Genomic DNA, 26,450 nt, shown 5'->3' on the forward strand with positions numbered 1-26,450 from the left:
GTTTACTACACATACGCACCGTATATCAAATGACGAGGCGGTGTCCAATCAACGATAAGGAAGCGAGATCGACAATGACCCGACGCGAAGCGATATTTCCGGCAGACAGGCATGCTCTTTACGAGAAACACGGCTATTCGGCCGCCATCCGAACCGGCGACCTTCTGTTCGTCTCCGGCCAGGTCGGCAGCCGTTCCGATGGAACACCTGAACCGGACTTCCAGCGCCAGGTCCGGCTGGCTTTCGAAAACCTCAAGGTGACGCTGGAGGCTGCAGGCTGTACCTTTGACGACATAGTAGATGTGACGACGTTCCATACCGATCCCGAGAACCAGTTTGAAACGATCATGGCCGTCAAGCAGGAGATTTTCAGCAAGCCGCCCTATCCGAACTGGACCGCGATCGGCGTGAACTGGCTGGCGGGCTTCGATTTCGAGATCAAGGTCATCGCCCGCATTCCGGCATGATGATCCTGCAGAGCATCCCGTTCGGTCGGCGCCTTGTCCTCTACCGAGCGAAGAGCTCCGGGATAATCATGCGCGCGCGATCTCGCAGACTTGCCGCTTCTTGCTCATCAATAAAGCGGTAAGGCCAGCGCAGCCTTGTGGTGACCGGACCCCAGTCGCCGATCACAGCGAGCAGTTTGTCGAGCGCGGCATTGGAATAGCCACGGTCACGGCGAAACGGGACGATGTGATTGTCCATAAAGGCGCAGATGCGGCTTTCGATATCCAGCGCGGCGTCCATATCCCCATGCATCAGCTCCGTCCAGGCCTGGGCGCCGCGGGGATGAAGACAGGCAACATTGGAAAACGCCCCGACAGCAACGTCCTGCTTCATGCCGGTTGCGAGATGGTGGCCGGGAATGAACAGCGAAAATTCGGAAAGATGGGCTCGTGCCTGCGCATACCAGCCAGCGTCTCCATCGGCGATCTTCATCCCGACCACTGACGGACAGGGGCCGCAAACGTCACGAAGCTCGGCTGGTGACAGGACCCGCTTCGCATGCGGCGGATTGTAAAGGATGAGCGGGATTCCTTCCGCCGCCTCCGACGCGCGCTTCAGGAAATCGGTGGCTTCGAGATTGGTGAGCGGCCACCAGTCGGGAAGGATCACCTGGATCGCCAATGGCTTATGAAGAGTTGCGCGGCGCAGCCGATCGAGCATGATGATCGGATCCGGCTGACAGGCGCCGATGACGAACGGCATTCCGGCCGCGCGGCAACGCGACGCCAGCACGTCCTGAATTCGCTCGTACTCCGTTTCCGTCTGGTTGTGGAATTCTCCCGCCGTACCGTTCGAATAGATGCCGTCGACCCCGGCGGCGATCAGTATGTCGCTTTCCTCGGCGAGCTTTTCGAAATCGATGCTGTCGTCTTCGGCGATCGGCAGCAGCAGGCTGGCCCAATTGCCCGCGATCGGGTGGCGCCGAGTTGTGGTGGTCATCGCACGTCCTTCAATCCAGGTCATCACGGATGCAGGCCTTGAAATGCCCGGGCTGCATTTCGCGCAGCTCCGGCACGGCCTCGCCGCAGGCGGGCAGGGCACTCGGACAGCGCGTGCGGAAGCCGCAACCGCTCGGCGGATCGGCGGGGCTCGGGATATCGCCCTTCAATATCTGGCGGTCGCGTCGCGCATCGGGATCGGGCGAGGGGATCGCGGAAAGAAGCGCCCGCGTATAGGGATGCAGCGGCCTGGCATAAAGCGCGGCACTGGGCGCGATTTCCATGGTCCGTCCGAGATAGAGGACGATCACCCGGTCGCAGATATATTCGCCGACGGCGAGGTCGTGGCTGATGAACAGCATGGTCAGGCCGAGACGTTGCTGCAGGTCGCGCAGAAGATTGATCACCTGCGCCTGGATCGAGACGTCGAGCGCCGACACCGGCTCGTCGGCGACGATGAATTCCGGCGCGAGCGTCAGCGCGCGGGCAATACCGATCCGCTGCCGCTGGCCGCCGGAGAACTCGTGGGCGTACCGGTTGACGGCCTCCGGCGGAAGATCGACCTGTTCGAGTGCGGCGTGGGCGCGCTCCAATCTCTCTCTTGCCGTCCCCAGGCCTTGGATATTCAATCCCTCGGTCAGGATTTCGCCGATCGTCATGCGTGGCGACAGGCTCGCGAACGGGTCTTGAAAAATATATTGCATCCGGGGGCGCAGACGCCGCATTTCGGATGAGGACAAGGTGGTGAGTTCGATGCCGTCGAAGCGGACGCTGCCGGCCGACGGCTCGACCAGCCGCAGGACCGATCGGCCGATCGTGGTCTTGCCGCTGCCGGATTCGCCGACCAGCCCGACCACCTCGCCCTTGCCGATATCGAAGGATATGTCCTGCAGGATGGTCAGCCTGGTCCCGCGGGACGTATAATGTTTCCCGAGGTCGCGGACGGAGAGAAGTGGCTCGCTCATCGGATCTCCTGCCAGCGAATGCAGCGGCTCTTGTGGCGCGGATTGACGTCGGCAAGCGGCGGCACAGCCAGGCGACAATCGTCGATGGCAAATTTGCAGCGCGGCTGGAAGGCGCAGCCGGCGGGCATGTTCATCAGGCTCGGCACGATGCCTGGTATGGCCGCCAGCCTTTCACCCGCCTGCTTCATCCGGCTGGCATCGCCGAGCTTCGGCATCGAGGCCAGGAGGCCGATCGTATAAGGATGTCTCGGATTGCGAAAAACCTCGCCCACCGGCCCGGTTTCGACGATTCGCCCGGCATACATCACAGCCACCCGCTGCGCGATTTCGGCGACGACGCCCAGATTATGGGTGACGAAGAGCATGGCCATGCCGCGTTCGCGCTGCAGCGTCTGCAGGAGGGCCAGAATCTGCGCCTGGATGGTGACATCAAGCGCTGTCGTCGGCTCGTCGGCGATCAGCAGCGTCGGGTCGCAGGCAAGCGCCATGGCGATCGTGGCGCGCTGGCGCATGCCGCCGGAGAGTTCGTGCGGATATTGACCGGCGCGGCGCCTGGCATCGGGAATGCCGACGCTGTCGAGAAGGGCGACGGCCGCATCCATTGCGGCCTTCCGGTCCGCCCCGCGATGAATACGGATCGGCTCCGAAATCTGGTCGCCGATCGTGTAGACGGGGTTGAGGCTCGACATCGGCTCCTGAAAGACCATGCCGATATCATTGCCGCGAATGGCGCGCATGTCCGGTTCGGCGAGCGAGACGAGGTTGCTGACCGTACTATTCTTGCGCCTCAAATGGATGCTGCCGGCGGCGATCGCACCGATATTGCGGGTCAGAAGCCGCATGACCGAAAGACTGGTGACCGATTTGCCCGAGCCGGACTCGCCGACGAGAGCAAGCGTCTCGCCGGCAGCCACCGTCAGATCGATACCATTGACCGCCGTCACTTCGCCCGAGCGGATGCGGAAGACGGTCCGCAGCCCTCTGACGTCGAGAATGGTGTCGGCGGTTTGTTGCATGGCATCCATCAGGAAAGCAGGCCGGTCGCGCGGAGGATTTCGTCGATCCTTGCCGTTTCGGCCTCGTTGAGAGCTGCCCGCGGACGCGGCATCAGCGCCGTGTCGATGATGCCGAGGCGCTTCATCGCCGCCTTGAAGGCGCCGATGCCGGCGGCGCCGCCGCTGACGCGGCTCGCGCCGACTGAGACGATCTCGAACAGCCGGCAGAGGCGCTCCTGCTCCTTGCGGGCCGCGACCCAGTCGCCGCGCTGGGCGGCATCCCAGAGCCTGACGTAACCGTGCGGATCGACATTGGCGATGCCGGGCACGACGCCATGGGCGCCCATCTGCAGCGCCGTATCGACGACGATTTCGGAGCCGGTCATCAGGAAGACGTCCTCGTTGTCGGCGAGATCGAGCAGCACGTAACGGAAATTGCCGTCGTCGCCGCTCGAATCCTTGATGCCGATGATCGTTCCCTCCTTGGCAAGCGTTACGTTGGTCTGGCGCTGCAGTTTCACATGCACGCAGACGGGGATGTCATAGGCGATCAGCGGTACGTCGACAGCATCGCGGATATAGCGGAAGTGATCGATGATCTCGGCCTGGCTGGTGACCGTGTAGAACGGCGCCGTGACGACAACCGCGTCGGCGCCGGCCGACTTCGCGGTCCCGGCATGGTTGATGACCCGGTCGGTGGTTGGATCGATGACGCCGACGATCAGCGGCACGCGACCGTTGATGACTTTGGCCGAATGCTCGATGATGTCCTGCCGGGTCCTTTCGTCGTGGAAGATCACCTCGCTGGTCGAGCCGAGCACGAAGAGGCCATGGCATCCGGCCTCGATAAGATTTTCGAGCACCCGTGTATAGGACGGGTAATCGACCGTGTAATCCTTGTTCAGCGGGGTTATGACGGGAGGAACGACACCCTTGAATTTGCTCATTTTCGCTTTCTTTCGATCGTCAGTTTAATTCGGCGCGAGGGTCGAAGGCGTCGCGAAGACCATCGCCAATGAAATTGATTGCAAGCACGGCAAGCACCAGGAACCCGCCGGGAAACAGCCACTGCCAGGGGTATTGTTCGAGCACGGCGGTGGAGCGGGCGGCATTCAGCATGTTGCCCCAGCTTGCCGCCGGCGGCGCAATGCCGAGCCCGAGGAAGGAAAGGCCGGCCTCGAGCAGGATGGCATTGGCGATCTGCAGGGTCGCGAAGACGACGAGGATGTCGATCGAGTTCGGCAGTCCGTGGCGGAAGAGGAGATGCGGAAGACCCGCCCCCATGCCTCTCGCCGCCATCACAAAGTCGCGTTCACGAAGTTCGAGCAGCCGCGAGCGCACCATTCGCGCCAGCAGAGGCCAGGAGAGAAGGGAGATGACGAAGACCGTCGGCCAGATGCCGGTGCCGGCGATCGAGGCGAGCACCAGCAGGAAGATGACCGGCGGCAGCGTCATGACGAGATCGACGAAACGCATCGTGACTGCGTCCGCCCAGCGGCCGGCAAGTGCCGAGACGGCGCCGACCAGGAAGCCTATGATGGCGGAAATGACGGTCGAGGTGAGGGCCACCAGCAGTGAAATGCGGCCGCCGTCCAGGACCCGGGCGAGGATGTCGCGGCCGACCCCGTCGGTGCCGAACCAGTGTGTCGGCCCCGGCGGCGCATTCATCGCGATGAGATCGATGTCGTTGGGTTTGAAGCTCCACCACAGCGGATAGGAAAGGATCGCGACGATCATCAGCGCGATGATGCAGAGGCCGAGCAAGGCGGTCCGGTTGAACAGGAAGCGATGCACGGAGCGTACGATCGGGCCCGGGCTGCGGGCAGGGCTTCGTGCCAGCATCGCTCAGCCTACCTTGATCCGCGGATCGACCGCCGCATAGGCAAGGTCGGTGAGAAGATTGACGATGATCACGCAGGCGCCGATCACCAGCGTCGAACCCATGATCACCGGATAGTCGCGGCCCTCCACCGCATCGACCATGAGCAGGCCCATGCCCGGCCAGTTGAACACGCTTTCGATGAAGATCGCGCCACCGATTGCAAGGCCGATGGTCGAGCCGATCAGCGTGATGACGGGAAGCAGCGCATTTCGCAAGGCGTGTTTGGTGATGACCCAGAATTCGAAGACGCCCTTGGCGCGCGCGGTGCGAACATAGTCCTGGTTCAGGACCTCCAGCATCGAAGCGCGCATGTAGCGCATGATCAGGGCTGTCTGCGCGACGGCCAGCAATGTCGCGGGCAGGATGAGGTGATGGAGAAGGTTGGCGACGGAAAATTCCTGGCCGGGCGTCAGCATGCCGCCTGATGGCATCCAGTTGAAATAGACCGAAAAGAAGTAGAGGCCGACAAGAGCGCTGAGGAAGGGTGGACTGGAAATTCCGGTGACTGCGAAGACTGAAAGGGACAGGTCGGCCACGGAATTGCGGCGAACCGCGCCGACAATGCCGGTGGCGATGCCCGCAACGATCGCGATCGCAATCGCCGATCCCATCAGGAGCACTGTCGGGCCGACGCGCGAGAGCACGAGGCCGAGCACCGGTTGGTCTGGCCGCTTGATCGAATAGCCGAGATTTCCCGTCAGCGCCTGCCGCAGCCAGCCAAGATACTGCACCGGCAGCGGCTGATCGAGTCCGAGCGTGGCGCGCAGCTCGGCCAGATCCGACGACGACATCGGAATATTGGGATCGATATAGGCGTCGATCGGATCGCCCGGCGTGAGGCGCAGCATGGCGAAGATCAGCACGCTCAAGGCAAGCAGCATGCCCACTCCGATCAGCAGACGCCGGAGACTGTATCTCAGCATGAAATCCGTTCCCGTGCGGGCGGGCCACTGCGCCTCGAAAGGCGCGTGGCGCTACCGTGACCCGGCCGCCCTTTGCTTCTCAGGATGCGTGACGCCCTATTCGGCGATCGCCCATTTCTCCGGATGCGCCTGATAAGGGCCGCCGCCGGGAGCAGGCGTCCAGACGAACTCCTTCAGCCTGGCGGAGGCGACGCCATAGCGTTTCGCCACCCACAGCGGACCCCAGGGCAGTTCCTTGTTCATCACCCTGCAGACCTCCTGGTAGCGACCATCGCGCTTTGCGGCATCCGTCTCGCCAAGCGCTGCGTCGAGAGCGGCAGTCAGCACCGGCATGCGCACGCGCGCGACGTTGGGGCCGGCCGGCGGGATCTGCTTTTCGTTGAGGCCGACATTGATGCTGCCCGGATCCGGGCCGTTCTGCAGGCCGGCATAGACCATCTGAAATTGTGCGATGTCAGGCGTCGGGTTGAGCACGATGCTGTTATAGGTCGGGGTGTCGACGGCGCGCGGCGTGACGTTGATGCCGACCTGGGCGAGCAGCGCCTGGACAGCCGCCATGACATTGGCGGCAAGCGGCGTCGTGTAATAGGTCAGAAGGGTGATCGGCTTGTTGCCGTTGATCTCATCCCAGCCGGCTTCCTTCAGCAGCTGTTTGGCCTTTTCCGGATCATAGGCATAGGTCTCGATGCCTTTCGGCACCACCTGATCAGCGACATAGGCGCAGTTTGCCGGTTCGGCGGCGCCGCCGTAAAGGCTCTGGATGATCGCATCGCGATTGATCGCGTACATCACCGCCTGACGGACCCGAACATCCTTCCAGATGGGTGAGTCGTGGTTGAAACCGAGATAGTTGACGACGAAGGAATTGCCTTCGATGACGCGGAAATCTTTATTGTCGTTGAAAGCCTTCAGATCGTTGGAATCGACATAGGTGAACTGGATCTCGCCGGCGCGCAATGCGGCGATCGCCGCTGCCGGATTGGCGAAATAGCGGTTGATGATCTTTTCGAGCGCCGGTTTGCCGCCCCGGTAGTCGGTGTTGGCGACAAGTTCGACATATTGATCGGTGACATATTTGCTGAACTTGAACGGCCCGGTGCCGATCGGCGCCGTGGACCACCACGTATTCTTGGCGAGTTGATCGGCTGGGATCTGCGAAAGCGCGTGCTCCGGCAGCATCATCACCTTCGTCAGCGTGTCCATCAGGCTTGCGGACGGGGCCGAGAGCTTGATGACCAGGGTCTTGTCGTCCTTGGCCTCGACCGAGGAAACGGCATTCAGCCGCGCCGCCAGAACGGAGCCGGTCTTGGCGTTCTTGGCGAGCTCGATGGTGAACTTGGCGTCCTTTGCCGTAAAGGGCTTGCCGTCATGCCATTTCGCATCGGCGAGCATGAAGGTGTAGGTCAATTGGTCCGGACTGACCTCGTAGGACGAAGCGAGCTGGCCGACGACCTTCTCGAGCTTCTCGTCATAGGCCACTAGCGGCTCGAAATAGACGCTGAGCCATGTGAAGCCGCCCGTCGCGGCGAGCGGATTGAAATTGCCCTGGAAACCACCAGGCCCCACATCGAAGCCGCCCGACAGCGTGGCCGCCTGCGCGGGGCCGGTGAAGGCTGGGGCGACGGTCGTCGCCATCAAAGCAGTCAATGCGATGGCCGATGATAGTCTTTGCAGTCGTTTCATTGTGCTCCTCCCAGATTTGCACTTTTCTTATTGGCTGCGATCACCCGGGAAATGCCGTCATAATGGCGATCCAGGCGCTTCTGCGCTTCCGCAACGTCCTTCGCCTCGATGGCGTCGACGATCGCCGCGTGATCCCTCCAGGTGGCGACGGGGTCGACATTGTCGAGGTTGACGAAATCGGACGCCTTGTAGAAGGCGAGCCAGAACACATCGATCAGCCGGGCAAGCGTCACGTTGTTCTGGCAGCGGAAGAGCAGGGTATGAAAAAGCTGGTCTTCGTCGGCAAAGGATTGTCCACGCTCCGCATGCACCCGCATGCGCTCCACCGTGGCGCGCAGTTCGGCGATATCGTCGTCGCCGATCATTTCAAGCGTCTTGCCGATCAGTCCGACTTCGAGGGTGCGGCGGATCTCGATCACTTCTTCGATCTGGCGCAACGCGCCGCCGAGGCCATAAGCGAGATTGTCGAGCAGCGGCTCGAATGAGAACGCCTTCACGAAGATGCCGACACCACGGCGCGATTCCAGCACGCCGAGCGATTCCAGCGCCTTGATGCCTTCGCGCAGGGAATTGCGGCTGACACCGAGCTGGTTCGCCAGATCGGATTCAGCCGGAAGCAGCGTGCCCGGCTTCAGCCCGTTGTCGCTGATATAGGCGCGCAGGCTTTCCTGCACGGAGACGTGAAGAAGAGGCGCACGGGTAAGCGGCTTCATGGATTTCAGCGGCATGCCTTGTCATTTCCGTCTGCGATGAAGATGCCACAGACATATCCACTTGTAGGATATCCGTCAAATGAATTCGTCCGCTGCTGGGAGTGTCAGCGGTAGGCATGGTGGTGATCGGAGGATTGCCGCCCGTTGCGACAGATCCGCGGCTTATGTCCGAGTGAGTGGCGGAAAACTAAACGAACGGCCTGCCGCCGACCCTCAGTCGGGTTGCGGTGGAGCGGTCGTTTCCCCCTGCGAAAGCGTGCAGGCGAGCAAGATGGGATGTCCGATGCCGGGCGTCGGTTGCTTGTTCAAAAGAACTGCGACTGCCGCAGCAGCGATCTTTTGGATCGGCTGTTTGACGGTGGTCAGCCGCGGCGTGGTCATGCTCGCGAGCGGGATGCCGTCGAATCCGACGATCGAAAGGGCTGCGGGTATCGGTATTCCCAGATCATGTGCCGCTCTCATGCAGCCGATCGCCTGCTGATCCGAACTTGCAAAGATCGCGGTCGGCCGTTCGCTGCGGGCGCGTGCCAGCAGATAGTTTCCCGCCGATCGTCCGCTTTCATAATCGAAAGCCGCCTCGGCAATCAGCGACGACCCTATTTGTCCACCGTCGTCGGGCTGCCCCATGGCGTCGAGGTAACCTTTGAGGCGATCGTTGGCAGGCACGGAATGTCTGGGGCCCGAGATGAAGCCGATGCGGCGATGACCAAGCTGCAAAAGATGCTCGACGCCGAGACGTACGCCCGCGCGGTGGTCCGAGGCGATGCCGGAATACCCGGGCATGAGACGGTCGACGACGACGATCGGCAATCCCTTCGGCAGCTTGAGCGTATGGAAATCATTGCTGGGAACGAGGATGATGCCGTCGACTTTCCGGCTTGTCAGCTGCCCGATCCGGTCTGCTTCCTTGGCCGCATCGTCAAAAGACGTCATGACGATGATGTTGTAGCCATGGCTTGCCCCAGCCTGTTCGGCGGACTGCACGAGTTCCGAGAAGAACGGATTGGTGAGATCGGGAATGACGATGCCGATCAGGCGGCTGACCTTGCTGCGCATGCTTCGCGCCGACGGGTCGGGCATATAGCCGAGCTCGTCGATGATGCGTCTGACGCGTGCCCTCAGCTCATCGGTCACGGCGGGGTGGTCATTCAGGACTCGCGAGACGGTCCCGGTGGAAACGCCGGCAAATTTGGCAACGTCTCGAATTCCGACCTTTGGCATAATGGAAGAACATGTCCCTTCATTTCAGTCTCGGGGACGTGGAGGCACCCGATCGGGCTTCAGCTAATGGTCTCCATCGCCTTCGTCAAAGGGCCGCAGTCAATTTGACGGCGCCTGCATAACACGAGAAACGCCGGCATTCAATGGAAACGGTTCACCGTTGATTCTCGAGAAGGTCAGGATTGCTGCCGCTTCCGCCAGTTTGTGCACGTTTTCGGCCGCCTTGACAATCTTGCGGGCCGTTGTTACCCAAGTGACGTTGGAAACGGTTCATTAGCGAAGGCACTCAGGTGAGGATAGGCCCGGAACCGTTCGGAGGAGAGAAATGTCCCAATATACGAAGCGTGATTCCGTCCTGATGCGTGCGCCGCGCCGTGCGGCATTGAAGCTTGGACTTGCCGGCACCTTGGTGCTCGCACTGTCTTGCGGCGTGTCGCCCGCTTTTGCAGCTGGCAAGCCGAAGGTCGGCCTGATCATGAAGTCTCTGTCCAATGAGTTCTTCAAGCAGATGAAGGCCGGCGCCGACAAGTATGCGGCCGAGAACAAGGACAAGTTCGACTTCAAGGCCGTCGGCATGAAGGACGAGCGCGATTTTGCCGCCCAGGTCGATGCCGTCGAAAACTTCGTGACGCAGAAATACGACATCATCGTCGTCGCCCCGGCCGATTCGAAGGCCATGGCCACTCCGCTGGCAAAGGCCGTGAAATCAGGCGTCAAGGTCATCAATATCGACGTGCCGCTCGATGCCGATGCCAAGAAGGCAGCCGGCATCGACCTGGCATTCTTCGGCCCCGACAACCGCGAAGGCGCCAAGCTCGCCGGCGATGCTCTGGCCAAGGATCTGGGGGCGGGCGCGAAGGTCGTCATTCTCGAGGGCAATCCTGAGGCCGACAATGCCAAGGAGCGCAAGGAAGGCTTCATGGACTCCGTCAAGTCGGGCAAGCTCGAACTTCTCGACAGCAAGACCGCCCATTGGGAGACGGAAGAAGCCAACACCGTCATGACGAATTTCCTGACGAAGTATAAGGATATTCAGGGTGTCATGGCGGCCAACGACTCCATGGCGCTTGGCGTCGTCAAGGCCCTTGATGCAACCGGCCAGGCCGGCAAGATCAAGGTCGTCGGCTTCGACAACATCCCGCCGGTGCAGCCGCTGATCAAGGACGGCAAGATGCTTGCCACCGTCGAGCAATATGGCGCGCAGATGGCGGTCATGGGCATCGACTACGGTATGCGTGAACTTGCCGGCGAAAAATTCACCGGCTGGGTCAAGACCGACATCAAGCTCGTTACGTCAGGTGACCTCAAATAATCGACATTGCCGACTGGTTTAGGACGAAAGGAAGCGCCGGCTGCCGCCGGCGCTGACCGCTGCCACTCGACTGCATGGTGATCACTCCGACGGGGCTCGTTGCGGGCTTCCGGAGTGCGCATGTGTGGGTGATGGCCAAGGAACTCAAACGGATCATGCACGAGGTGGACGTGTCGGACGCAGCAGATGACCACATCCTGAAGCTGGAGGGGATCGGCAAGCGCTTCCCGGGCGTCGTCGCGCTCAGGAATGTTTCCATGCGGATTGGCCGCGGCAAGGGCCACGCCCTGCTCGGCGAGAATGGCGCAGGCAAGTCGACCCTGATCAACCTGCTGGGCGGTGTGTTCAGGCCGGACGATGGCCACATTTCGTTCGACGGCAAGCCCTATCATCCTGCCTCGCCGCTGGAGGCCTTCAAGGCCGGCATCCGCGTCATCCACCAGGAACTCCACCCCCTTTCCAATCTCAGCGTCGCTGAAAATTTGCTCTTCGAGCATCTTCCGCGTCGATACGGGCTGGTGGATTACAAGCAAATGAACCGTCGGGCGAGCGAACTGCTGGCGGAAGTCGGTCTCGATGTGGCGCCGACGACGCTCGCCAGTCGCCTCAGCGTCGCGCAGTTGCAACTGCTCGAGATCGCCAAGGCGCTCTGCTATGAAAGCAAGCTGCTCGTTCTCGACGAGCCGACGGCAACCTTGACGTCCAAGGAAGTCGATCGGCTATTCGAAATTCTGAAGCGGCTGAAGGCGCGCGGTGTGACGACCCTCTATATATCGCACAGGCTCGAGGAGATTTTCGAAGTCGGAGATGACGTCACGGTGCTGCGTGATGGCCAGCATGTGATCACGCGTCCCCTGTCCGGATTGGCCATCCCCGACATCGTTGAGCTGATGGTCGGGCGAACGCTCTCGGATCATGGCGTCTTTCGCAGTGACAGCGCGGTGTTTGGCGAGGCGCTCGGTGTCTCCGGTCTGAAAGTGACAAGAAACAGCCCGGAATTGTCGTTTTCGGTGGCCAAGGGCGAAATCGTCGGCATTGCCGGCCTTGTCGGCAGCGGCCGGACGGAGGCGGTCCGCGCCATCTTCGGCGCTGACGTCAAAGCCGGCGGCGAAATCCGCATCGACGGAGAGCCGGTTGCGATCAATGCGCCGAAAGATGCGGTTGCCGCCGGCCTGTGCCTGGCGACGGAAGACCGCAAGCTGCAGGGCCTGATGCTCGACATGAGCTGCGCGGAAAACACCACGGTCACCGACCTGGGCAAGATCTCCCGCAAGGGGCTGATCAGCCGCAGGATGGAGAACGAAAACGCGCAGCGTCTTGTGCGGGAGCTACGCATCAAAACGCCATCCGTCCATCAGCTGGTCAGAACGTTTTCGGGCGGCAACCAGCAGAAGGTGGTCATCGCCAAATGGCTGTTCCGCGGTCCCAAGGTGCTGATTTTCGATGAGCCGACCCGCGGCATCGATGTCGGCGCCAAGGCTGAAATCTACGAGCTTCTCTGGAAGTTTGCCGCTGAAGGAAAGGGTGTTCTGGTCGTATCCTCGGATCTGCCGGAGCTCATCGGCATCTGCCATCGCATCATCGTCCTGTCGGACGGCAAGATCGCCGGCGAAATCGCGCGGGATCAATTCGAAGAGAGCAGGATCCTCTCACTTGCTTACAAGGAGTACAGTCGTGTCCGGCAACATTGAAACCAAGATCGAAGCGAAAGAGACAGGCTTCTGGGACAAGCTGATCCGGATCTCGATGAAAGAGGCAGGCGTTGCCATCGCCCTCGTCCTGATCGTCATCTTCTTCTCGGCGACGGCGCCCTATTTCGCGACGCCGGAGAATTTCCTGAAAATCTTCGTTCAGATTGCCATCAACACCGTGCTTGCCTCGGGCATGACCTTTGTCATCCTGGTCGGCGGCATCGACCTTTCGGTGGGCTCGTTGCTGGCCCTTTGCACGGTCATCAGCGCCACGATCATGATCGACCCCAGGTTCTCCCCCTGGCAGGCGATCGTGCTCGCTTCGCTCGCCTCGATGGGCACCGGCGCGCTCCTTGGCGCCATCAACGGCTGGGTCTGCGAAAAGTGGAAGCTGCCGTCCTTCATCGTCACGCTCGGCATGCTGAATGTCGCCAGCGGCCTGGCACGCGTCGTCAGCGACAACTCCACCATTACCGGCCTGCCGCAGCCCTTCGTCGATTTCGGAAACCTGATCTTCTGGGGCATCTTCCCGTCGATCTTTCTGATTGCGATCGTCGTCGTCCTCGTCGGCTGGTTCGTGCTGCGTTACACCGTGTTCGGGCGTTTCGTCTTCGCAATCGGCACCAACGAAGAAGCTGTGCGGCTGTCGGGGCACGAGCCGAAACGCTATAAGATCGCGGTGTTCACCATCTCGGGCCTGACCGCCGGCATCGCCGCCATGGTCTATCTGCTCCGCCTCAATGTCGGCAGTCCGGTTGCAGGCATCGGCTATGAATTGAACGCGATCGCTGCGGTCATCATCGGCGGCACCAGCCTCTCGGGCGGCAAGGGCTCGATCGTTGGAACTCTGGTCGGTGCCTGCATTCTGCAGGTGCTGTCGACGGGACTGCAGTTGCTGGGCGCCGACGACAACATCAAGCCGATCGTCATCGGCGCCGTCATTGTGCTTGCCGTCATCCTCGACAGTTATCGCGGCCGGTTGATGCGGATACTCGAAACGCGGTGACCGATCGCAAGGCTTCTGAGATCTCATGGCGGATGCGAAGTCAAGGCAGGCCGTCAAACTCCTGCCACAAGCCCTGCATTAATTCGACGCGAGGGCATAGGTCCTGGATCGGAATTGATTTAAGGATAATGCTGCAGCCGCTCAAAGCCTAGCCGCACCCTTGGCGCATCTGACAGATGCGCGGCGCTGCGGTAAGCGCGTCGATGGAGATCCGATGCCCGCAGTCCTGCGAAAAAAAGTTCACGGCACGTCCACGCGGGCTGAGGTCATCGACGGTGCAGAGGATATCGGCCTCGCCTATCAGGTGTTTTCCGATACGGTGGTCGAAGACGTCATCGTCAAGAACTCGCCTCGTGGCTTCAAGTTTCACAATGGCAACAACCTCGTCGTCAGGCGCTGCGAAACGGAGAATGTCAAGGGCGATGGCATTTATCTGACGAAGACGAAGAACGTTCTTCTGGAAAACAACCGTATGGGGGCGGCTCCGGGCGAGGGCGCGGACTGCTGCCAGTTCGCCTATCAGAACAGCGACGACAATATCAGTTCGGACGTCGTGATCCGCGGCAACCTGTTCCTGCAGTCGCCGACGAGCACCTCGAACAAAGGGGCCCTGGTCTGCGACAAAACCCGGAAATATCTCGTCGAGTACAATTTCATCGGCGGCAAGAACTTCTCCTTTTCATCGATCGGCGACGATGCCGTGGTGCGCAGCAACATCATGCGCGACGGCAGAATGAACGACTATTCCTTCGGCTACGGCATCGGCGACAAGGCTGATCATGCCGGCCATCACGTCTATGACAACTGGATCGAGAACAACAATCGCGGGATCAGCCTGAGCGGCTTTTCCGACCAGGAGCTGGCCTTTCGCAAGGATATCGACATCCACGACAACGTCATCAGCGGATGCGACATTGCCTTCTTCGCCAACCGTTCGTGGTCGGGGAGCCTCCGGCGCAACATATTCATGCGATGCGGGCAGGACATGATTCTCTCGGGAAAGGGCAAAGCCACCGCCGGCGAGATCGACGGCAATTACCGCAATGACGGCAGCTTCTTGAACCTTGTGGCGCCGCCCCTCCGCTTCAATTCCGACGGCAGGGCCTCCGTCGCTTCGGGGGAATGGACATCCGAACCCGATGAGATCGCTATCCAGTGGCGCGACAAGGGAGTTGATATTCCTGGCGCCAACCGGCCGTCGATTACCGTCGAGCCCGGCATGGAATTGTCTTGCGTGCTGTTGGCCCGTAAGGGCCGCAATTGGATGCTCGCAATCGCCGAAACCGCCTATGACGAGTTCACGCCGCGTGCATGGGAGGAAAAGAAGCTGCCGTGGCAGAAGCGGTATCTCTCGATCTAAGCCAAGTGCTGTCTGCCATGCCGGGCCTGGAACCGAAGACCGGTTTTTGCCGTTGATTGCCAATGTTCCGTCGGTCCGGGAGGGCAGGACAGTTATGGCACGTCAGACGTTCTGGAAAGGATATCTCAAGCTCTCGCTCGTCACCGCCTCCGTCTCGCTGACGCCGGCGACGACCGAAGGCAACAAGGTGCGTTTTCACGTCCTCAATCGCGAGACGAAAAACCGTGTCGAAAGCCGTTATGTCGACAGCGTTACCCATAAACCGGTGGCTGACCGGGACCAGGTGAAGGGTTACCCGCGCGGCGAGGACGACTATATCATTCTTGAGGACGAGGAGATCGAGGAAGTCGGGCTCGAAAGCACTCGGACCATCGATATCGAGAGTTTCGTCCCGCGCGGCTCGATCGATTGGATCTGGTACGACAAGCCGCATTTTCTGGCGCCGGAGGACAAGGTCGGCGTGGAAGCCTTCTGCGTCATCCGCGAAGCGATGAAGGCAAACGACGTCGTCGGCATTGCCCGCCTGGTTCTCTATCGCCGCGAGCGTGCCGTCCTCCTGGAGCCGCAAGACAAGGGCATCGTGCTCTGGACCCTGCGTTACGGCGATGAGGTGCGCAAACCCTCGACCGAAATCGACGACAAGGCGGACATCGACAGCAAGCTGCTGACGCTGATGGAGCGGCTGGTGAAGGAAGAGACGCAGGATTGGAGCCCGACCATGGTGCAGGACCCGATCCAGAAGCAGCTGAAATTGATGATCCGCGGCAAACAGAAGAGCCTGAAGAAGGCGGCGCCCGCCAAGAAAACCGCACCGGTAAAGTCGACCGGCAACGTCATCAACATCATGGATGCGCTGAAGAAGAGCCTGACGGCGGAAGGCGGCCGGAAGTCGCGTTAGAGCTGGGAGGGCTCCGTTTAACGCTTCTTCTTTTCCAACGGTTTCGCCGCGGCGAAAAATCCGTCCCAGGGATCTTGCGGCAACGCGTCGAGCCGGGTTGGCGTATTATCAACCGTGAAATAGGCCGGCCCGACGTCGGCCGTGAGTTCGCTCCATTCCAGCGGCATCGAGACTGCGGCGCCCGGCCGTGCCCGTGTCGAATACGGCGCGACCGCCGTATTGCCGCGACCGTTGCGGAGATAGTCGATGAAGATCTTCCCCTTTCGCTTGGCCTTCGTCGCCGTCGCCAGATAGCGGTCGGGATCGTCGGCGGACATGCTGTCGGCAAGCCACTTGGCGAACCCCTTCACCTCGGCCCAGCCGGCCTTCGGCGTGAGCGGGGTCACCACATGCAGCCCCTTGCCGCCCGAGGTCTTGACGAAGGCGGCGAGGCCTTCGGCCTCCAGCCGCTCCTTCAATTGGTAAGCAGCGGCGATCACATCTGCCCACGCCACCTCGTCATCGGGATCGAGGTCCATGGTGATCATATCGGGCTTTTCCCAATTGCCGGTCGTTGTGCCCCAGGGGTGGATTTCAAGCGTGGCCGATTGCACCAGCGCCACGATGCCGTCGAAATCGGTAATTCTGAGCAGCTTCTCCCCCTGCTTGTCCTTAGGGTCGGTAATCTCCTGGATATGCGGGTTCATGCCCTTCCAGGCGTGCTTCTGGAAAAACCGCTGTCGGCCGTTGATCCCGTCCGGCAGGCGCAGGAGCGCCAGCGGCCGGTTGACGACATAAGGCGCCATGAAGCGCCAGACCTGGGCGTAATAATTCGCCAGCCCTTCCTTGGTAACGCCCTCGTCCGGCCAGTAGATGCGGTCGGGATGGGTGAGTGTCACAGCCGATTTCGGCAGGGCAGGGGCCATGGTCTTTTCCGTCTCACGCGTCACGTCCTTCGCAGGCTTGTCTTCCCGCAAGCCGCGGAAAGCCGCATGGCGCAGATTGCCATCGGCCGACCAGGCGCGGAACTCGACCTCGCCGACCAGCTGCGGTTTCACATAGATCAGCCCGCGCCGCTCCTCTGATGTCAGCTTGTCGTCGAACGAATTCTCGTTCTGCGTCAGACGCGACAGTTTCTGATAGAGCATCTGCGCAGTTGCCGCCGTATATCCGGTGCCGACGCGCCCGACATGTTTGAGTTCGCCGTCCTGGTAATAGCCCATCGCCAGCGAGCCGATCGCATTCTTCATCGAGGTCGACGGCACGTAGCCGCCGATGACGAACTCCTGCCGGTGCGAACATTTCGATTTGATCCAATCGCCTTTGCGTCCCGAGGTATATTTGCTGCCGCGCAGCTTGGAAATCACCCCTTCGAGGCTGAGCCGGCAGGCATGGTCGAGCACCAGGCCGCCGCTTTCGTTGAAATGCCCGCTGTAGCGCAGCTTATCATTATCACCGGGCAGCACGCTTTCGAGCAGCTGCTTGCGATCGGTGAGCGCTGCATTCAGCAGATTGTATCCGTCGAGGTGAAGAAGATCGAAGGCATAGAAGACGAAGCGATCATCGCGGCCCTCGCTCAGATCGTGCTGCAGTGCCGAGAAGTCCGAGGCGCCGCTATCGCGCTCAACAACGATTTCGCCGTCGATCACCGCCGATTTCACGGGCAGGGCGGCAAAGGCCGCGACTACCTGCTTGCCGAATTTGTCCGTCCAGTCGAGGCCGCTGCGGGTCAACATCTTGACCTCGCCGTTCTCGACCCTGACCTGCAGACGGTAGCCGTCGAACTTTATCTCGTGGATCCAGCGATCGCCAGCCGGGGGCTTCGGTTTCAATTTGGCAAGCGCCGGCTCGATGAAATCGGGCATTGCGCCCTTGCGCGCACCCTTCGGCCACTCGCGTTCTCGCGGTGCTGGGGATTTGTCGTTCGACGCCGCTTTCTTGGCGGCGGCCGGCCTGCCGTCTTTCGACTTGGACTTCCAAGTCGCGTCCGGATTTTCCGCCACCTCTTCGAGTTGGCGGCCGGTCTTTGCCGATTCCGGCCGCTCCTCGAGAATATCGCCGTCGTGGCGCGCCTCGGCGTCATCTCCCTTGATCAACAGCCAGTTCTCCCGCTTTTCCCCGGGGCGCCCATGCATGCGCACGAGGTGCCAGCGACCCTTCAGCTTCTCGCCGTCGAGCTCGAATTCCATATGGCCCTCGCGATAGTCCTTCTGCGCATCGCCGAGCGGCGTCCACGTGCCGCGATCCCAGACGATGACAGTGCCGCCGCCATATTGTCCCTTTGGAATGATGCCTTCGAAATCGCGGTAGGACAGCGGGTGGTCTTCAACGTGTACGGCAAGACGCTTGTCCTCCGGGTTGAGACTCGGGCCTTTGGTGACAGCCCAGCTCTTCAGCACTCCATCCATCTCCAGCCTGAAGTCGTAGTGCAGCCGCGTTGCGTCATGCTTCTGAATGACGAAACTGTTGCCGCTCGCGCGGCCTTTGAGGCCGCGCGGCTCCGGAGTGAGTTCGAAATTGCGCTTCGCCTCATAGGTCTCGAGGGCCATCTCAGCCTGCCTTCTTCCTTTGGCTGTCGCCGCGCCCCGGAGCCTTCTTTTTTGCCGGAGCCTTCTGCGCAGCCTTGCCGCTCAGCTTGGCGCTTTGGCGCAGCGCCTCCATCAGGTCGACGACCTTGCCTTCGGGCGCCGGTTTCTTCTTGGGTGGCGCCCGGCCCTCGATCTTCGCCTTCACCAGTTCGACGAGTGCCGCTTCGTAGCGGTCCTCAAAGGCGCTCGGATCGAAGCTGCCGCGCTTGGTTTCGATGATGTGACCGGCGAGTTCGAGCATTTCCTTGTCGAACTTGATGTCGGGAATGTCTTTGAAGACGGCGTCGGCCGAGCGCACCTCATAGTCGAAGTTCAGCATGGTCGCGATGATGTGGCCATCATGAGGCCGGATCAGCAACGTTCGATTCCGCCGGAAAAGCACGGCTTCGGCGAGCGCCGCGACCTTGCTGTCGCGCATACTGCGGACGATCAGCGACAGCGCTTCTTCATCATGTTCGCCGACGGGCGCGAGGTAATAGGGACGATCGAAATAGAGCTTGTCGATGTCGTCATAGCCGATGAAAGCTTTGACGTTGAGCACCTTGTGACTTTCCGGCATGATCTCCGCGATCTCGTCGCCTTCTATGACGATATCGCCACTCTCCATCTGGTAGCCCTTCACCTGATCGTCCCGCTCGACCGGTTTGCCGGACTCGCTGTCGACGAATTGCCGTTCCACCCGGTGGCCGGTCCTGCGGTTGATGATGTTGAAGGAAACGCGGTCGGAGGAGGAGATGGCGGTATAGAGCCCTACAGCGCAAGCAAGGTCGCCCACCTTCAGATGACCTTTCCAGCTTGCCCGCGCGGTCATGCCATCCTCCGCTGAAAATCACAGACGACCGTTGCTCTTGTCGGTTTCGAGCTCCTGGAACGCCCAGCCGCCGTCGGGTGCAGGATAGGCGAGCAACGCGTCGCCGTCGCCGATTTTCTGACGTGACGCAGCATCCTTGGCGTGGACAATCGCTTCCTCGGCGGTCGCATACGTTTCCGACAGCGTGTCGCCGAGCTTGTAAGCCCAGCCATTGTCATGCGGCACAACCTGATAGGTGATATCGGCCATTTCGGATCTCCTCTTTGCAGTTCGATGGGGAGTTATGATGTCGGCCGAAAACCGCGCACAGTTTTCGGCATTACCCCTGGTTCCGATTTGGTTTGCGCCTTTCGTCAAGCGCGATGATTTTCTCCAGGGAGGCGATGTCCTCACTGGTGACGACGGGGACCGGATCGGACGCGATCGCCTCCAGCACCTCCTGCGAGATGGCGCCATTGCGGATCGCCCATTCCAGCGTCTCGCGCGTTTCCCGCTCGGCCTTCAGCTGTGCATAGAGCGCGACGATCAGCCGGTCGCGGGCGTCCATCCGGTCCTGACGATGCATGTTGCGGGCATGCGGCATCGCTGTGCACCTTTGTCACTGATCTCGTTCAGGTGTAATCAACCGATGACGGATGGAAAGGTTCCGTTACCAGGCGTTGCGGCGCCGTTGCGGGCCGCGGCGCAACTCGCTATCTCTGCGAGGCTATTCTCAGAGGATTTCTTCATGGCCGATCTCAAGGCACGCCCCCGTCCGACCGGCGCCATCGCCACCCTCGGCCGCACCGGCTTTCCGCATGTCAGGTCCACCACCAAGGGTGAGATCGATATCGTCACCGCCCCCTCTCAGCCGGGCTTCAGCCCGCTCGATCTGCTCTATGCCTCGCTCTCGGCTTGTCTCGTGCTCAGCGCGCGCATTGCAGCCAGTCAGATGGGGGTTCTCGACAGGATCAGCGAGATCACGGCCGATGTCACCGGTGAGAAGGCGGCGGAAGGGCTCTCACGTGTTGCGAAATTCAACATCGTCTTCTCGATCAAGGGCGATGTCGATGAAGAGACCCGCCGCAAGATCGTCGACGCCGCCGAAGACGAGATCTGCACAGTCAGCAACACCATCCGCGGCACTCCCGAATTCTCGACCGTCATATCGAAACAAGACTGATCTTCACAAACATTATAGACAATTGCGGCCGGAGGATTGCGCGAGTTATGTCCGGCTTCTATGCTCGGGGCATCGAAGCAACTGTGCCGGCGATCATGCAGCCCAAGCCTCTGTCGATGTCTGACCAGCCCGTCGTCGCCATCATCGGCGGTGGTGTCTCCGGCGCGGGCGTCGCCTATCATCTCGCCCGAGCAAAAGATGGCGAGCGTCCTGTAATCATGGTCTTCGAGCCGCGGGCGGAGCTCGGCCGCGGCCTTGCCTATGATACGGATGATCCGGCGCACCGTATCAATGTTCCTGCCGCCAAGATGAGCCTGCAGCCCGATGATCTGGGCGAGTTCCAGGCCTGGATCGAAGCCCGCGACGCCGTCGCGGACGATCCCGGGGCGAGGCAACCGGACGGCATGCTCTTCCCCCGGCGCCGGCTCTTCGGCGAATATGTCGCCTCCCTTCTGAAGCCATTGCTGGAAGAAGGCGTCGTGCTCCACAACCGCGCCCGCGTGACCGGTCTCGAGCGCCGGGGCGGCCGCTGGTCGATCCGCGACGACAGCGGCGGCATGATGCTGGCCGATATCGTTGCGATCGCCACCAGCCATCCGCCGCCTGCAGCGCCCGGCCGGCTTGCCGCCAGCTTGGCGGCCCATCCCCGCTTCGTCGCCGACACCACCAAGCCGGGCGCGCTCGGCGTGATCGGCCGGCATGACCGGGTGCTGGTCATCGGCAACGGCTTGACCGCCGCCGATGTCATCGCCTCGCTTGCCGAGTGCGGTCATGATGGGGCTGTGACGGCGATCTCGCGCCGCGGCCTGCGTTCGCGCGGGCATGCGCCGGTACCGCAGCCGCTCTTCGGCGAGTTCATCTCCGATGCGGCACATTCCGCCGTTTCACTGTTGAGAAGAATCCGCGCCGCCATAAGAACTGCGGAAGCGCAGGGCATATGCTGGCATGGTGTGATCGATCAGGTGCGGGCGCAGGGACACGATCTCTGGCAGGCGCTGCCGATTGCCGAACGGCGCCGTATTGTCCGACATCTGCGCCCCTATTGGGATGTGCATCGGTTCCGCATCGCGCCGCAGGTGGAAGCCGTGCTCGACGCGGCGATTGCCGCCGGCCGTCTGGAGATCGTTGCCGGGTCGGTCGCCGATGCGCGCATTGAAGGTGAGCTTGTTCTTTGCACCCTGCAGCCGCGTTATCAACGTCAGCCGTTGGAGCGGAGCTATGACGCCGTCGTCGTCACCACCGGCCCGGCGCATGGCGGCATTCTCGAAACCCAGCCTTGGCTCGCGGCGCTTGCCGCAAACGGCCACCTGTCACTTGATCCCACAGGCCTCGGCCTTGCCTGCACCGAGCAGTCGGAGGCGATCGGCCCCTCGGGCAAGGCGGAGTCTTCGTTATTGATCTCCGGCCCGCTGGCCCGCGGCACTTTCGGCGAACTGATGGGTCTGCCGCAGGTGACCGAGCATGCCTTCTTTGTTGCAGGGGAAATCGCCGCAAAGCTGCGGCAGGCCGCGACGAACACCCGCCCGGCCTGATTTTCCGTTCTGATGTCGTTCTTCGACTGTCGCCGGCGGTCGACTTCTGCTACGCACTTGGCAGTCAATGGCCCGCCGCCGGTCTGCGGGAAATCAGAAATATCGAGATCATGTCGCAGACTGCTTCCACCTTCTCCGAAGCCTCGCCTTCCAATCGTCTGGCGCTTGCCGCGCTTGTTGTCGGCGGGGCGGCGATCGGCGGTTCGCCGATCTTCGTTCGCCTGTCTGAAGTCGGGCCGATGGCTACTGCCTTCTGGCGTGTGGCGCTGGCGCTGATCCCGATCTTCATCGTCTCGTTCATGAAGAAGGATACGGGGCCGAAACCGCAAAGCCTCTCCGATTACGGTCTGCTGGTTCTTCCGGGACTGATGCTGGCGCTCGACCTTGCCGCCTGGCATCTTTCGCTCACCATGACGTCGGTGGCCAACGCGACGCTGCTTGCAAACCTCGCGCCTGTTTTCGTCACGCTGATCGCCGTTCTGTTTTTTAAGGCGCGAACCAGCGGCGTTTTCCTGCTGGGGCTGGTCCTGGCGCTCGCCGGTGTCGTTACCTTAAAAGGCGGACCGGCAGGGCTCGGCCACGGGGATTTGGGCGGCGACGGCACCGCGATGATCGCCGCTTTCTTCTATGCCTGCTATATCCTGGCGATCGGCAGGCTGCGCAGCCGGTTCGATACGATCCGCATCATGCTGTGGAGCACGGCATCGGCTGCCGTCTGCATCTTCCCGATAGCCTTCTTCTTCGAAGGGCAGATGCTGCCGGCGACCCTCTACGGTTGGTCGATCCTCTTCGGCCTCGCCTTTATCAGTCATGCCGGCGGGCAGGTGGCGATCACCTATGCGCTGGCCTATCTGCCGCCCGCCTTTTCATCGCTGACGCTGCTGTTGCAGCCGGTCGTCGCCGCAATCCTCGCCTGGGCGCTGCTCGACGAGGCGATCGGGATTATGCAGGCGCTGGGTGCTGCGGTGGTGCTCGCCGGCATCATGGTTGCCCGAACGGCTCGCTCGTCGGTTTGACCGCCTGCTGCTCCAGCGGCGATGGATCATCCCCCATTCTCTGGAGAAGCCACTTCTGAATGATCGGCACATCGGCGTCGCCGAGATCATGGCCGCCGGGGATGACGTCGGAATCGACGGTGGCGCCCGAACTCTTCAGCCTTTCCTCCAGCTCGCTCGCATATTTGCCATAGGCATCCGTCTTGCCGCTGATGACCAGCAGGTCCGTGCCCTTCAGGTCGGCATGCGGATAGTCGCTGAGCACCGGCATGGAGCGCAGCAGCACCGCCTTGTGAACGAGGTTCGGGTGCAGGTAGAGCAGCGAGTTCAACAGGTTGGCGCCGTTGGAATAGCCGACATAGACGATCTTCTTGGGATCAAGGCCATAGGATTTGACGGCCCCTTCGATAAAGGCCGCAAAGGCTTCGGCCTCCGTCTTGATGTCGTTCTGGTCGAAGGAGAAGGGGGTGAGGCGCTTGTACCAGCGCGGAAAACCTTCTTCCGTCGCACGGCCACGAACGCCGAGCAGGGTCGCGCGCGGCGCCGCCTTGTTGAGGAGCGGCATCAGTGTCGTCTCATTGCCGCCCGAGCCGTGCAGCAGCACGAAGACACTGCCGTCGGGATTCGGCGGCGTATAGAAGCGATGGACGAACGGCAGCTCGCGGTAATTGATGCGCGGCTGGCCGGGCATCGAAAATTGCGGCAGAACCACCTTCAGGTCGTCGAGACTGGTGATCGCTCCCGGCGGCGCGAAGAGCTTGGTGCCGAGGGCTGCGTGCTCTTCGTCAACAGTCATGCCGGGCTTGTCGGTTGCAAGCTCCACCAGCGTGCCGCCGGGCTCGCGGGCATAGAGCGAGCGGAAATACTTGCGGTCGTGCATGTTGGTCGGCGATGCATCGGTCTTCTCCAACGCCTTGGAAACCGAACGCAGCGCCTCCTCATCGGCGGCCCGGAAGGCGACATGATCGACGGTGCCGGTTCCCGGCGCGCCGGACCAGAAGCCGCGTGCATCGCGCACATCGATGACGTCGCCTGATTGTGATACCAGCCTGTCAATCGTGCCGCAGTTGGCCTGGAAGCGGTAACCGAAATGGCGCTCGAGGAAGCTGCGGCTCTCGGCCGGCTTTTCCGTCAGCATGGTTGCGCCGCGCACCCGCTTGACGGCATGCTCGACCGGGATCGAGGCGCCATCCCAGACAGCAGGCGATGTGAGGTTCTTTGCGCCCGTGAGCTTGAGGATGATATTATCGGGGTCTTTCAACCTGAGAACGGGCTCACCGAATTCATCGGCCGGTCCCTCCGAACGCAGGCCGAAGTTCATGGCGCGCGTCAGCCAATAGCCGATGCTCGCCGGATCGATTGCCAGCGAAATTTCGCTGATCTGGCCGTAACCCGCCCGACCGGGCGCGCCGTCTTCCCATACGAGGAAGCTGACGAGCGAACCCGGCGTACCTGCCGAATCGCCGTAGAAGAGATGGAGCTGAGTCGCATCCTCGTAGCCGGCCGTTTGCTTGACGAGGCGCATGCCGAGAAAGCCGGCGTAAAAATCCACGTTTGCCTGCACCTTTCGGGTGATGGCTGTAACGTGATGTATGCCTGATACCATCGAGAGCAGTCCTGATTGAAGCGGCGTCGTCAGGAGCGCGAGTATGAGAGCTGCGACAGTCATACCGTTGCCAATGACCACCGCTTAGTTTTGTTCCGCGCAAAGCGCAAGCGAATCGCCGCGCTGCAGCAGTTCCAAATGATCGACATCTTCGAGCGCCTCTTCCAGTTGCTGCAGGGTCGGCGGCTTCACCATATAGGCGCGCGCGCCGAGATTTCTGGCCCGCTGCATGTCGCTCTCATCGCTTGAGGTGCTGAGAATGCAGACGGGAATCCGTTTCAGACGGGCGTCGGCCGAAAGCGCGTTCAGCACCTCGAAACCATCCATGATCGGCATGTTGATGTCGAGCAGCATCAGGTCGATCTGCGGCACATCGGCGATGCCGGCGCGCTCTTCGAGCAGCCGCATCGCCTCGCGGCCGTTGGTGGCGACATGAAGGTTGAAGGTCACCCTCTCCCGCCGCATCAGCTTGATCTTCAGGATCTGGATGTCGGCGGGGCTGTCTTCGACCAGCAGTACCTCGGCAAGCCTGCCGGAACCTTCACCCGGCTGCTCCGCCGGCTTCAGGCTGGGCGGAACGGCTGATGCGGCGGGCAGTGCGGGCCGTGCCTCGGCAAGCGGCATCTCAACGATGAAGCTGGCGCCTGGTCCCTTGTCCGGTTCGCACCAGATGGCGCCGCCATGCAGCTGCGCGATGCGGCGGCAGATGGCAAGGCCTAGTCCGGTGCCCTCGATGCCGCGGCCGACGAGCCGTTTGAACGGCTGAAAGATCAGCTCGCGGTGCTGGGGATCGATGCCGGGTCCGTTGTCACGCACCGTCAGGCGGCAGCTACCCCCTCGCGCTTCGCTGGAGATTTGAACCTCCGGAACCTTTTGATCGCAGTAGCGGATGGCATTCGACACCAGGTTCTGCAGAAGCTGGGTCAGCAAAGTCGCATCGCCCATCACTTCCGGCAGCACACCGCGAATGACGACGGCCCCGCGGCTCTCCATCTGCTGGCGCAGATTGTCTTCCACCTGGTTGAGTACATCGGACAGGGAGACCGGCGTCAGCTGCGGCCCGCCATAGGCTTCGAGCTTGGTGAAGTTCGAGACCTTGACGATCAGGTCTTCCATATGGTCGGCGGCGCTCAAGACATAATCGAGCAGCTCGCGGTCTTCGGCCGGAAGCACTGCAGAACCGTGCAGGATCCGGCTGAAGGACTTGATCGTCCTCAACGGCTCCTTCAGGTCATGCGCCATGGCGCGTGTGAAGATCTCAAGCGATTGCCGCTTCTGCTCCAGCTGGGTTTCCAGCATGCCGTGCATGATGGCGTTCTGGATGCAGCGATGCAGCGTTTCGGGTGAAAGGGAATCCTTGGTGAGATAGTCGCGCGCGCCGCTCTTCATCACTTCGACGGCGACGGTTTCGCTGCCTTGGCCGGTCAGCATGATGACGTTGGCGACGGGATCGTCCTCCAAAATATCGGCAAGAACACCGAGCCCGTCGCGCCCCGGCAGCGAATAGTCGAGCAGGATGCAGTTCGGCCGTTTCCGGCTGTTGAGAGCGCGGCCCTCTTCACCCGTCTCCGCCTCGAGAACGGTATAGGCCGTGCTGGAGACGCGACCCAGAATGCGCCGATAGACCTCGCGGTCGTCGATGTTGTCGTCGATGATGAGAATGCAGCAGTCTTCCGCCAAACC

At 61.5% G+C, this 26,450-nt stretch carries 24 protein-coding genes; 9 read left to right on the forward strand and 15 right to left on the reverse strand.

Features of this window, described 5'->3' with window-relative positions; translation table 11 throughout:
* Positions 1 to 74 precede the first annotated feature (74 nt).
* Complete coding sequence (locus tag PH551_RS13720) at positions 75 to 467, forward strand: RidA family protein (protein WP_097600289.1); 393 nt, start codon at positions 75 to 77, stop codon at positions 465 to 467.
* A gap of 40 nt (positions 468 to 507) precedes the next feature.
* Here PH551_RS13720 and PH551_RS13725 read toward each other — a convergent pair whose 3' ends face one another.
* The 9 genes from PH551_RS13725 to PH551_RS13765 form a co-directional block, all read right to left on the reverse strand.
* Positions 508 to 1,446, reverse strand: a complete 939-nt coding sequence (locus PH551_RS13725; RefSeq protein ID WP_285193412.1) for a dihydrodipicolinate synthase family protein — start codon at positions 1,444 to 1,446, stop codon at positions 508 to 510.
* 10 nt (positions 1,447 to 1,456) lie between these two features.
* Positions 1,457 to 2,410, reverse strand: coding sequence for an ABC transporter ATP-binding protein (locus tag PH551_RS13730; protein ID WP_285193413.1), 954 nt, complete (start codon positions 2,408 to 2,410; stop codon positions 1,457 to 1,459).
* Positions 2,407 to 3,426, reverse strand: a complete 1,020-nt coding sequence (locus tag PH551_RS13735; protein WP_285193414.1) for an ABC transporter ATP-binding protein — start codon at positions 3,424 to 3,426, stop codon at positions 2,407 to 2,409. The genes PH551_RS13730 and PH551_RS13735 overlap by 4 nt, the downstream gene beginning before the upstream one ends.
* Positions 3,427 to 3,434: 8 nt before the next feature.
* Positions 3,435 to 4,352 carry a dihydrodipicolinate synthase family protein gene (locus PH551_RS13740; RefSeq protein ID WP_285193415.1) on the reverse strand — a complete coding sequence of 306 codons (918 nt, stop codon included), beginning with the start codon at positions 4,350 to 4,352 and terminating at the stop codon, positions 3,435 to 3,437.
* Positions 4,353 to 4,371: 19 nt separating this feature from the next.
* Positions 4,372 to 5,247 carry an ABC transporter permease gene (locus PH551_RS13745; RefSeq protein ID WP_285193416.1) on the reverse strand — a complete coding sequence of 292 codons (876 nt, stop codon included), beginning with the start codon at positions 5,245 to 5,247 and terminating at the stop codon, positions 4,372 to 4,374.
* A gap of 3 nt (positions 5,248 to 5,250) precedes the next feature.
* Positions 5,251 to 6,210, reverse strand: a complete 960-nt coding sequence (locus tag PH551_RS13750; RefSeq protein ID WP_285193417.1) for an ABC transporter permease — start codon at positions 6,208 to 6,210, stop codon at positions 5,251 to 5,253.
* A 96-nt stretch (positions 6,211 to 6,306) separates the two neighbouring features.
* Positions 6,307 to 7,893: an ABC transporter substrate-binding protein gene (locus PH551_RS13755; RefSeq protein WP_285193418.1), complete on the reverse strand. Its 1,587-nt coding sequence runs from the start codon at positions 7,891 to 7,893 to the stop codon at positions 6,307 to 6,309.
* The gene (locus tag PH551_RS13760) at positions 7,890 to 8,621 is read right to left on the reverse strand and encodes a FadR/GntR family transcriptional regulator (RefSeq protein ID WP_285193419.1); all 732 of its coding nucleotides are present in this window, start codon (positions 8,619 to 8,621) and stop codon (positions 7,890 to 7,892) included. Before PH551_RS13760 ends, PH551_RS13755 begins: the two co-directional genes overlap by 4 nt.
* Positions 8,622 to 8,819: 198 nt before the next feature.
* The gene (locus PH551_RS13765; protein ID WP_285193420.1) at positions 8,820 to 9,827 is read right to left on the reverse strand and encodes a LacI family DNA-binding transcriptional regulator; all 1,008 of its coding nucleotides are present in this window, start codon (positions 9,825 to 9,827) and stop codon (positions 8,820 to 8,822) included.
* Positions 9,828 to 10,152: 325 nt separating this feature from the next.
* On the opposite strand from PH551_RS13765, the gene PH551_RS13770 reads away from it, so the two are divergent.
* The 5 genes from PH551_RS13770 (at position 10,153) to ku (PH551_RS13790) (ending at position 16,094) form a co-directional block, all read left to right on the forward strand.
* A complete protein-coding gene (locus PH551_RS13770) occupies positions 10,153 to 11,139 on the forward strand; it encodes a sugar ABC transporter substrate-binding protein (RefSeq protein WP_097600295.1) in 987 nt (328 codons plus the stop codon).
* 155 nt (positions 11,140 to 11,294) lie between these two features.
* Positions 11,295 to 12,830 carry a sugar ABC transporter ATP-binding protein gene (locus PH551_RS13775; protein WP_285193491.1) on the forward strand — a complete coding sequence of 512 codons (1,536 nt, stop codon included), beginning with the start codon at positions 11,295 to 11,297 and terminating at the stop codon, positions 12,828 to 12,830.
* Positions 12,814 to 13,836 carry an ABC transporter permease gene (locus tag PH551_RS13780; RefSeq protein WP_285193421.1) on the forward strand — a complete coding sequence of 341 codons (1,023 nt, stop codon included), beginning with the start codon at positions 12,814 to 12,816 and terminating at the stop codon, positions 13,834 to 13,836. Before PH551_RS13775 ends, PH551_RS13780 begins: the two co-directional genes overlap by 17 nt.
* Positions 13,837 to 14,050: 214 nt before the next feature.
* On the forward strand, positions 14,051 to 15,196 hold the full coding sequence (locus PH551_RS13785) for a right-handed parallel beta-helix repeat-containing protein (RefSeq protein WP_285193422.1): 1,146 nt from the start codon (positions 14,051 to 14,053) through the stop codon (positions 15,194 to 15,196).
* Positions 15,197 to 15,290: 94 nt separating this feature from the next.
* Positions 15,291 to 16,094, forward strand: a complete 804-nt coding sequence (ku, locus tag PH551_RS13790) for a non-homologous end joining protein Ku (RefSeq protein WP_285193423.1) — start codon at positions 15,291 to 15,293, stop codon at positions 16,092 to 16,094.
* Positions 16,095 to 16,111: 17 nt separating this feature from the next.
* On the opposite strand, the gene ligD is transcribed toward ku (PH551_RS13790), so the two are convergent.
* The 4 genes from ligD to PH551_RS13810 all read right to left on the reverse strand — a co-directional run bounded on the left by ligD (position 16,112) and on the right by PH551_RS13810 (position 20,055).
* Positions 16,112 to 18,622, reverse strand: a complete 2,511-nt coding sequence (gene ligD / locus PH551_RS13795; protein WP_285193424.1) for a DNA ligase D — start codon at positions 18,620 to 18,622, stop codon at positions 16,112 to 16,114.
* A 1-nt stretch (position 18,623) separates the two neighbouring features.
* Positions 18,624 to 19,472, reverse strand: coding sequence for a non-homologous end joining protein Ku (gene ku, locus PH551_RS13800; RefSeq protein ID WP_285193425.1), 849 nt, complete (start codon positions 19,470 to 19,472; stop codon positions 18,624 to 18,626).
* Positions 19,473 to 19,490: 18 nt separating this feature from the next.
* Positions 19,491 to 19,721, reverse strand: a complete 231-nt coding sequence (locus PH551_RS13805) for a DUF2188 domain-containing protein (protein ID WP_285193426.1) — start codon at positions 19,719 to 19,721, stop codon at positions 19,491 to 19,493.
* A gap of 70 nt (positions 19,722 to 19,791) precedes the next feature.
* Entirely contained in the window at positions 19,792 to 20,055 is a 264-nt protein-coding gene (locus PH551_RS13810) for a hypothetical protein (protein WP_285193427.1), read from the reverse strand.
* 144 nt (positions 20,056 to 20,199) lie between these two features.
* Here PH551_RS13810 and PH551_RS13815 point away from each other — a divergent pair, with 144 nt between their 5' ends.
* The 3 genes from PH551_RS13815 to PH551_RS13825 all read left to right on the forward strand — a co-directional run bounded on the left by PH551_RS13815 (position 20,200) and on the right by PH551_RS13825 (position 23,182).
* On the forward strand, positions 20,200 to 20,634 hold the full coding sequence (locus PH551_RS13815; RefSeq protein WP_285193428.1) for an OsmC family protein: 435 nt from the start codon (positions 20,200 to 20,202) through the stop codon (positions 20,632 to 20,634).
* A gap of 47 nt (positions 20,635 to 20,681) precedes the next feature.
* Positions 20,682 to 22,166, forward strand: coding sequence for an FAD/NAD(P)-binding protein (locus PH551_RS13820; RefSeq protein ID WP_285193429.1), 1,485 nt, complete (start codon positions 20,682 to 20,684; stop codon positions 22,164 to 22,166).
* 110 nt (positions 22,167 to 22,276) lie between these two features.
* Positions 22,277 to 23,182 (forward strand): DMT family transporter, encoded by a 906-nt coding sequence (locus PH551_RS13825; RefSeq protein ID WP_285193430.1) that lies wholly within the window; start codon positions 22,277 to 22,279, stop codon positions 23,180 to 23,182.
* Here the strand turns inward: PH551_RS13825 and PH551_RS13830 are convergent.
* Both PH551_RS13830 and PH551_RS13835 read right to left on the reverse strand, forming a co-directional pair.
* The gene (locus PH551_RS13830) at positions 23,148 to 24,830 is read right to left on the reverse strand and encodes a VOC family protein (RefSeq protein ID WP_285193431.1); all 1,683 of its coding nucleotides are present in this window, start codon (positions 24,828 to 24,830) and stop codon (positions 23,148 to 23,150) included. The genes PH551_RS13825 and PH551_RS13830 overlap by 35 nt on opposite strands.
* Positions 24,831 to 24,851: 21 nt before the next feature.
* Entirely contained in the window at positions 24,852 to 26,447 is a 1,596-nt protein-coding gene (locus PH551_RS13835) for a response regulator (RefSeq protein WP_285193432.1), read from the reverse strand.
* Positions 26,448 to 26,450: the final 3 nt, after the last annotated feature.

Origin of the sequence: Rhizobium atlanticum, from assembly GCF_030182485.1 — a bacterium.
Taxonomy (GTDB): domain Bacteria; phylum Pseudomonadota; class Alphaproteobacteria; order Rhizobiales; family Rhizobiaceae; genus Rhizobium.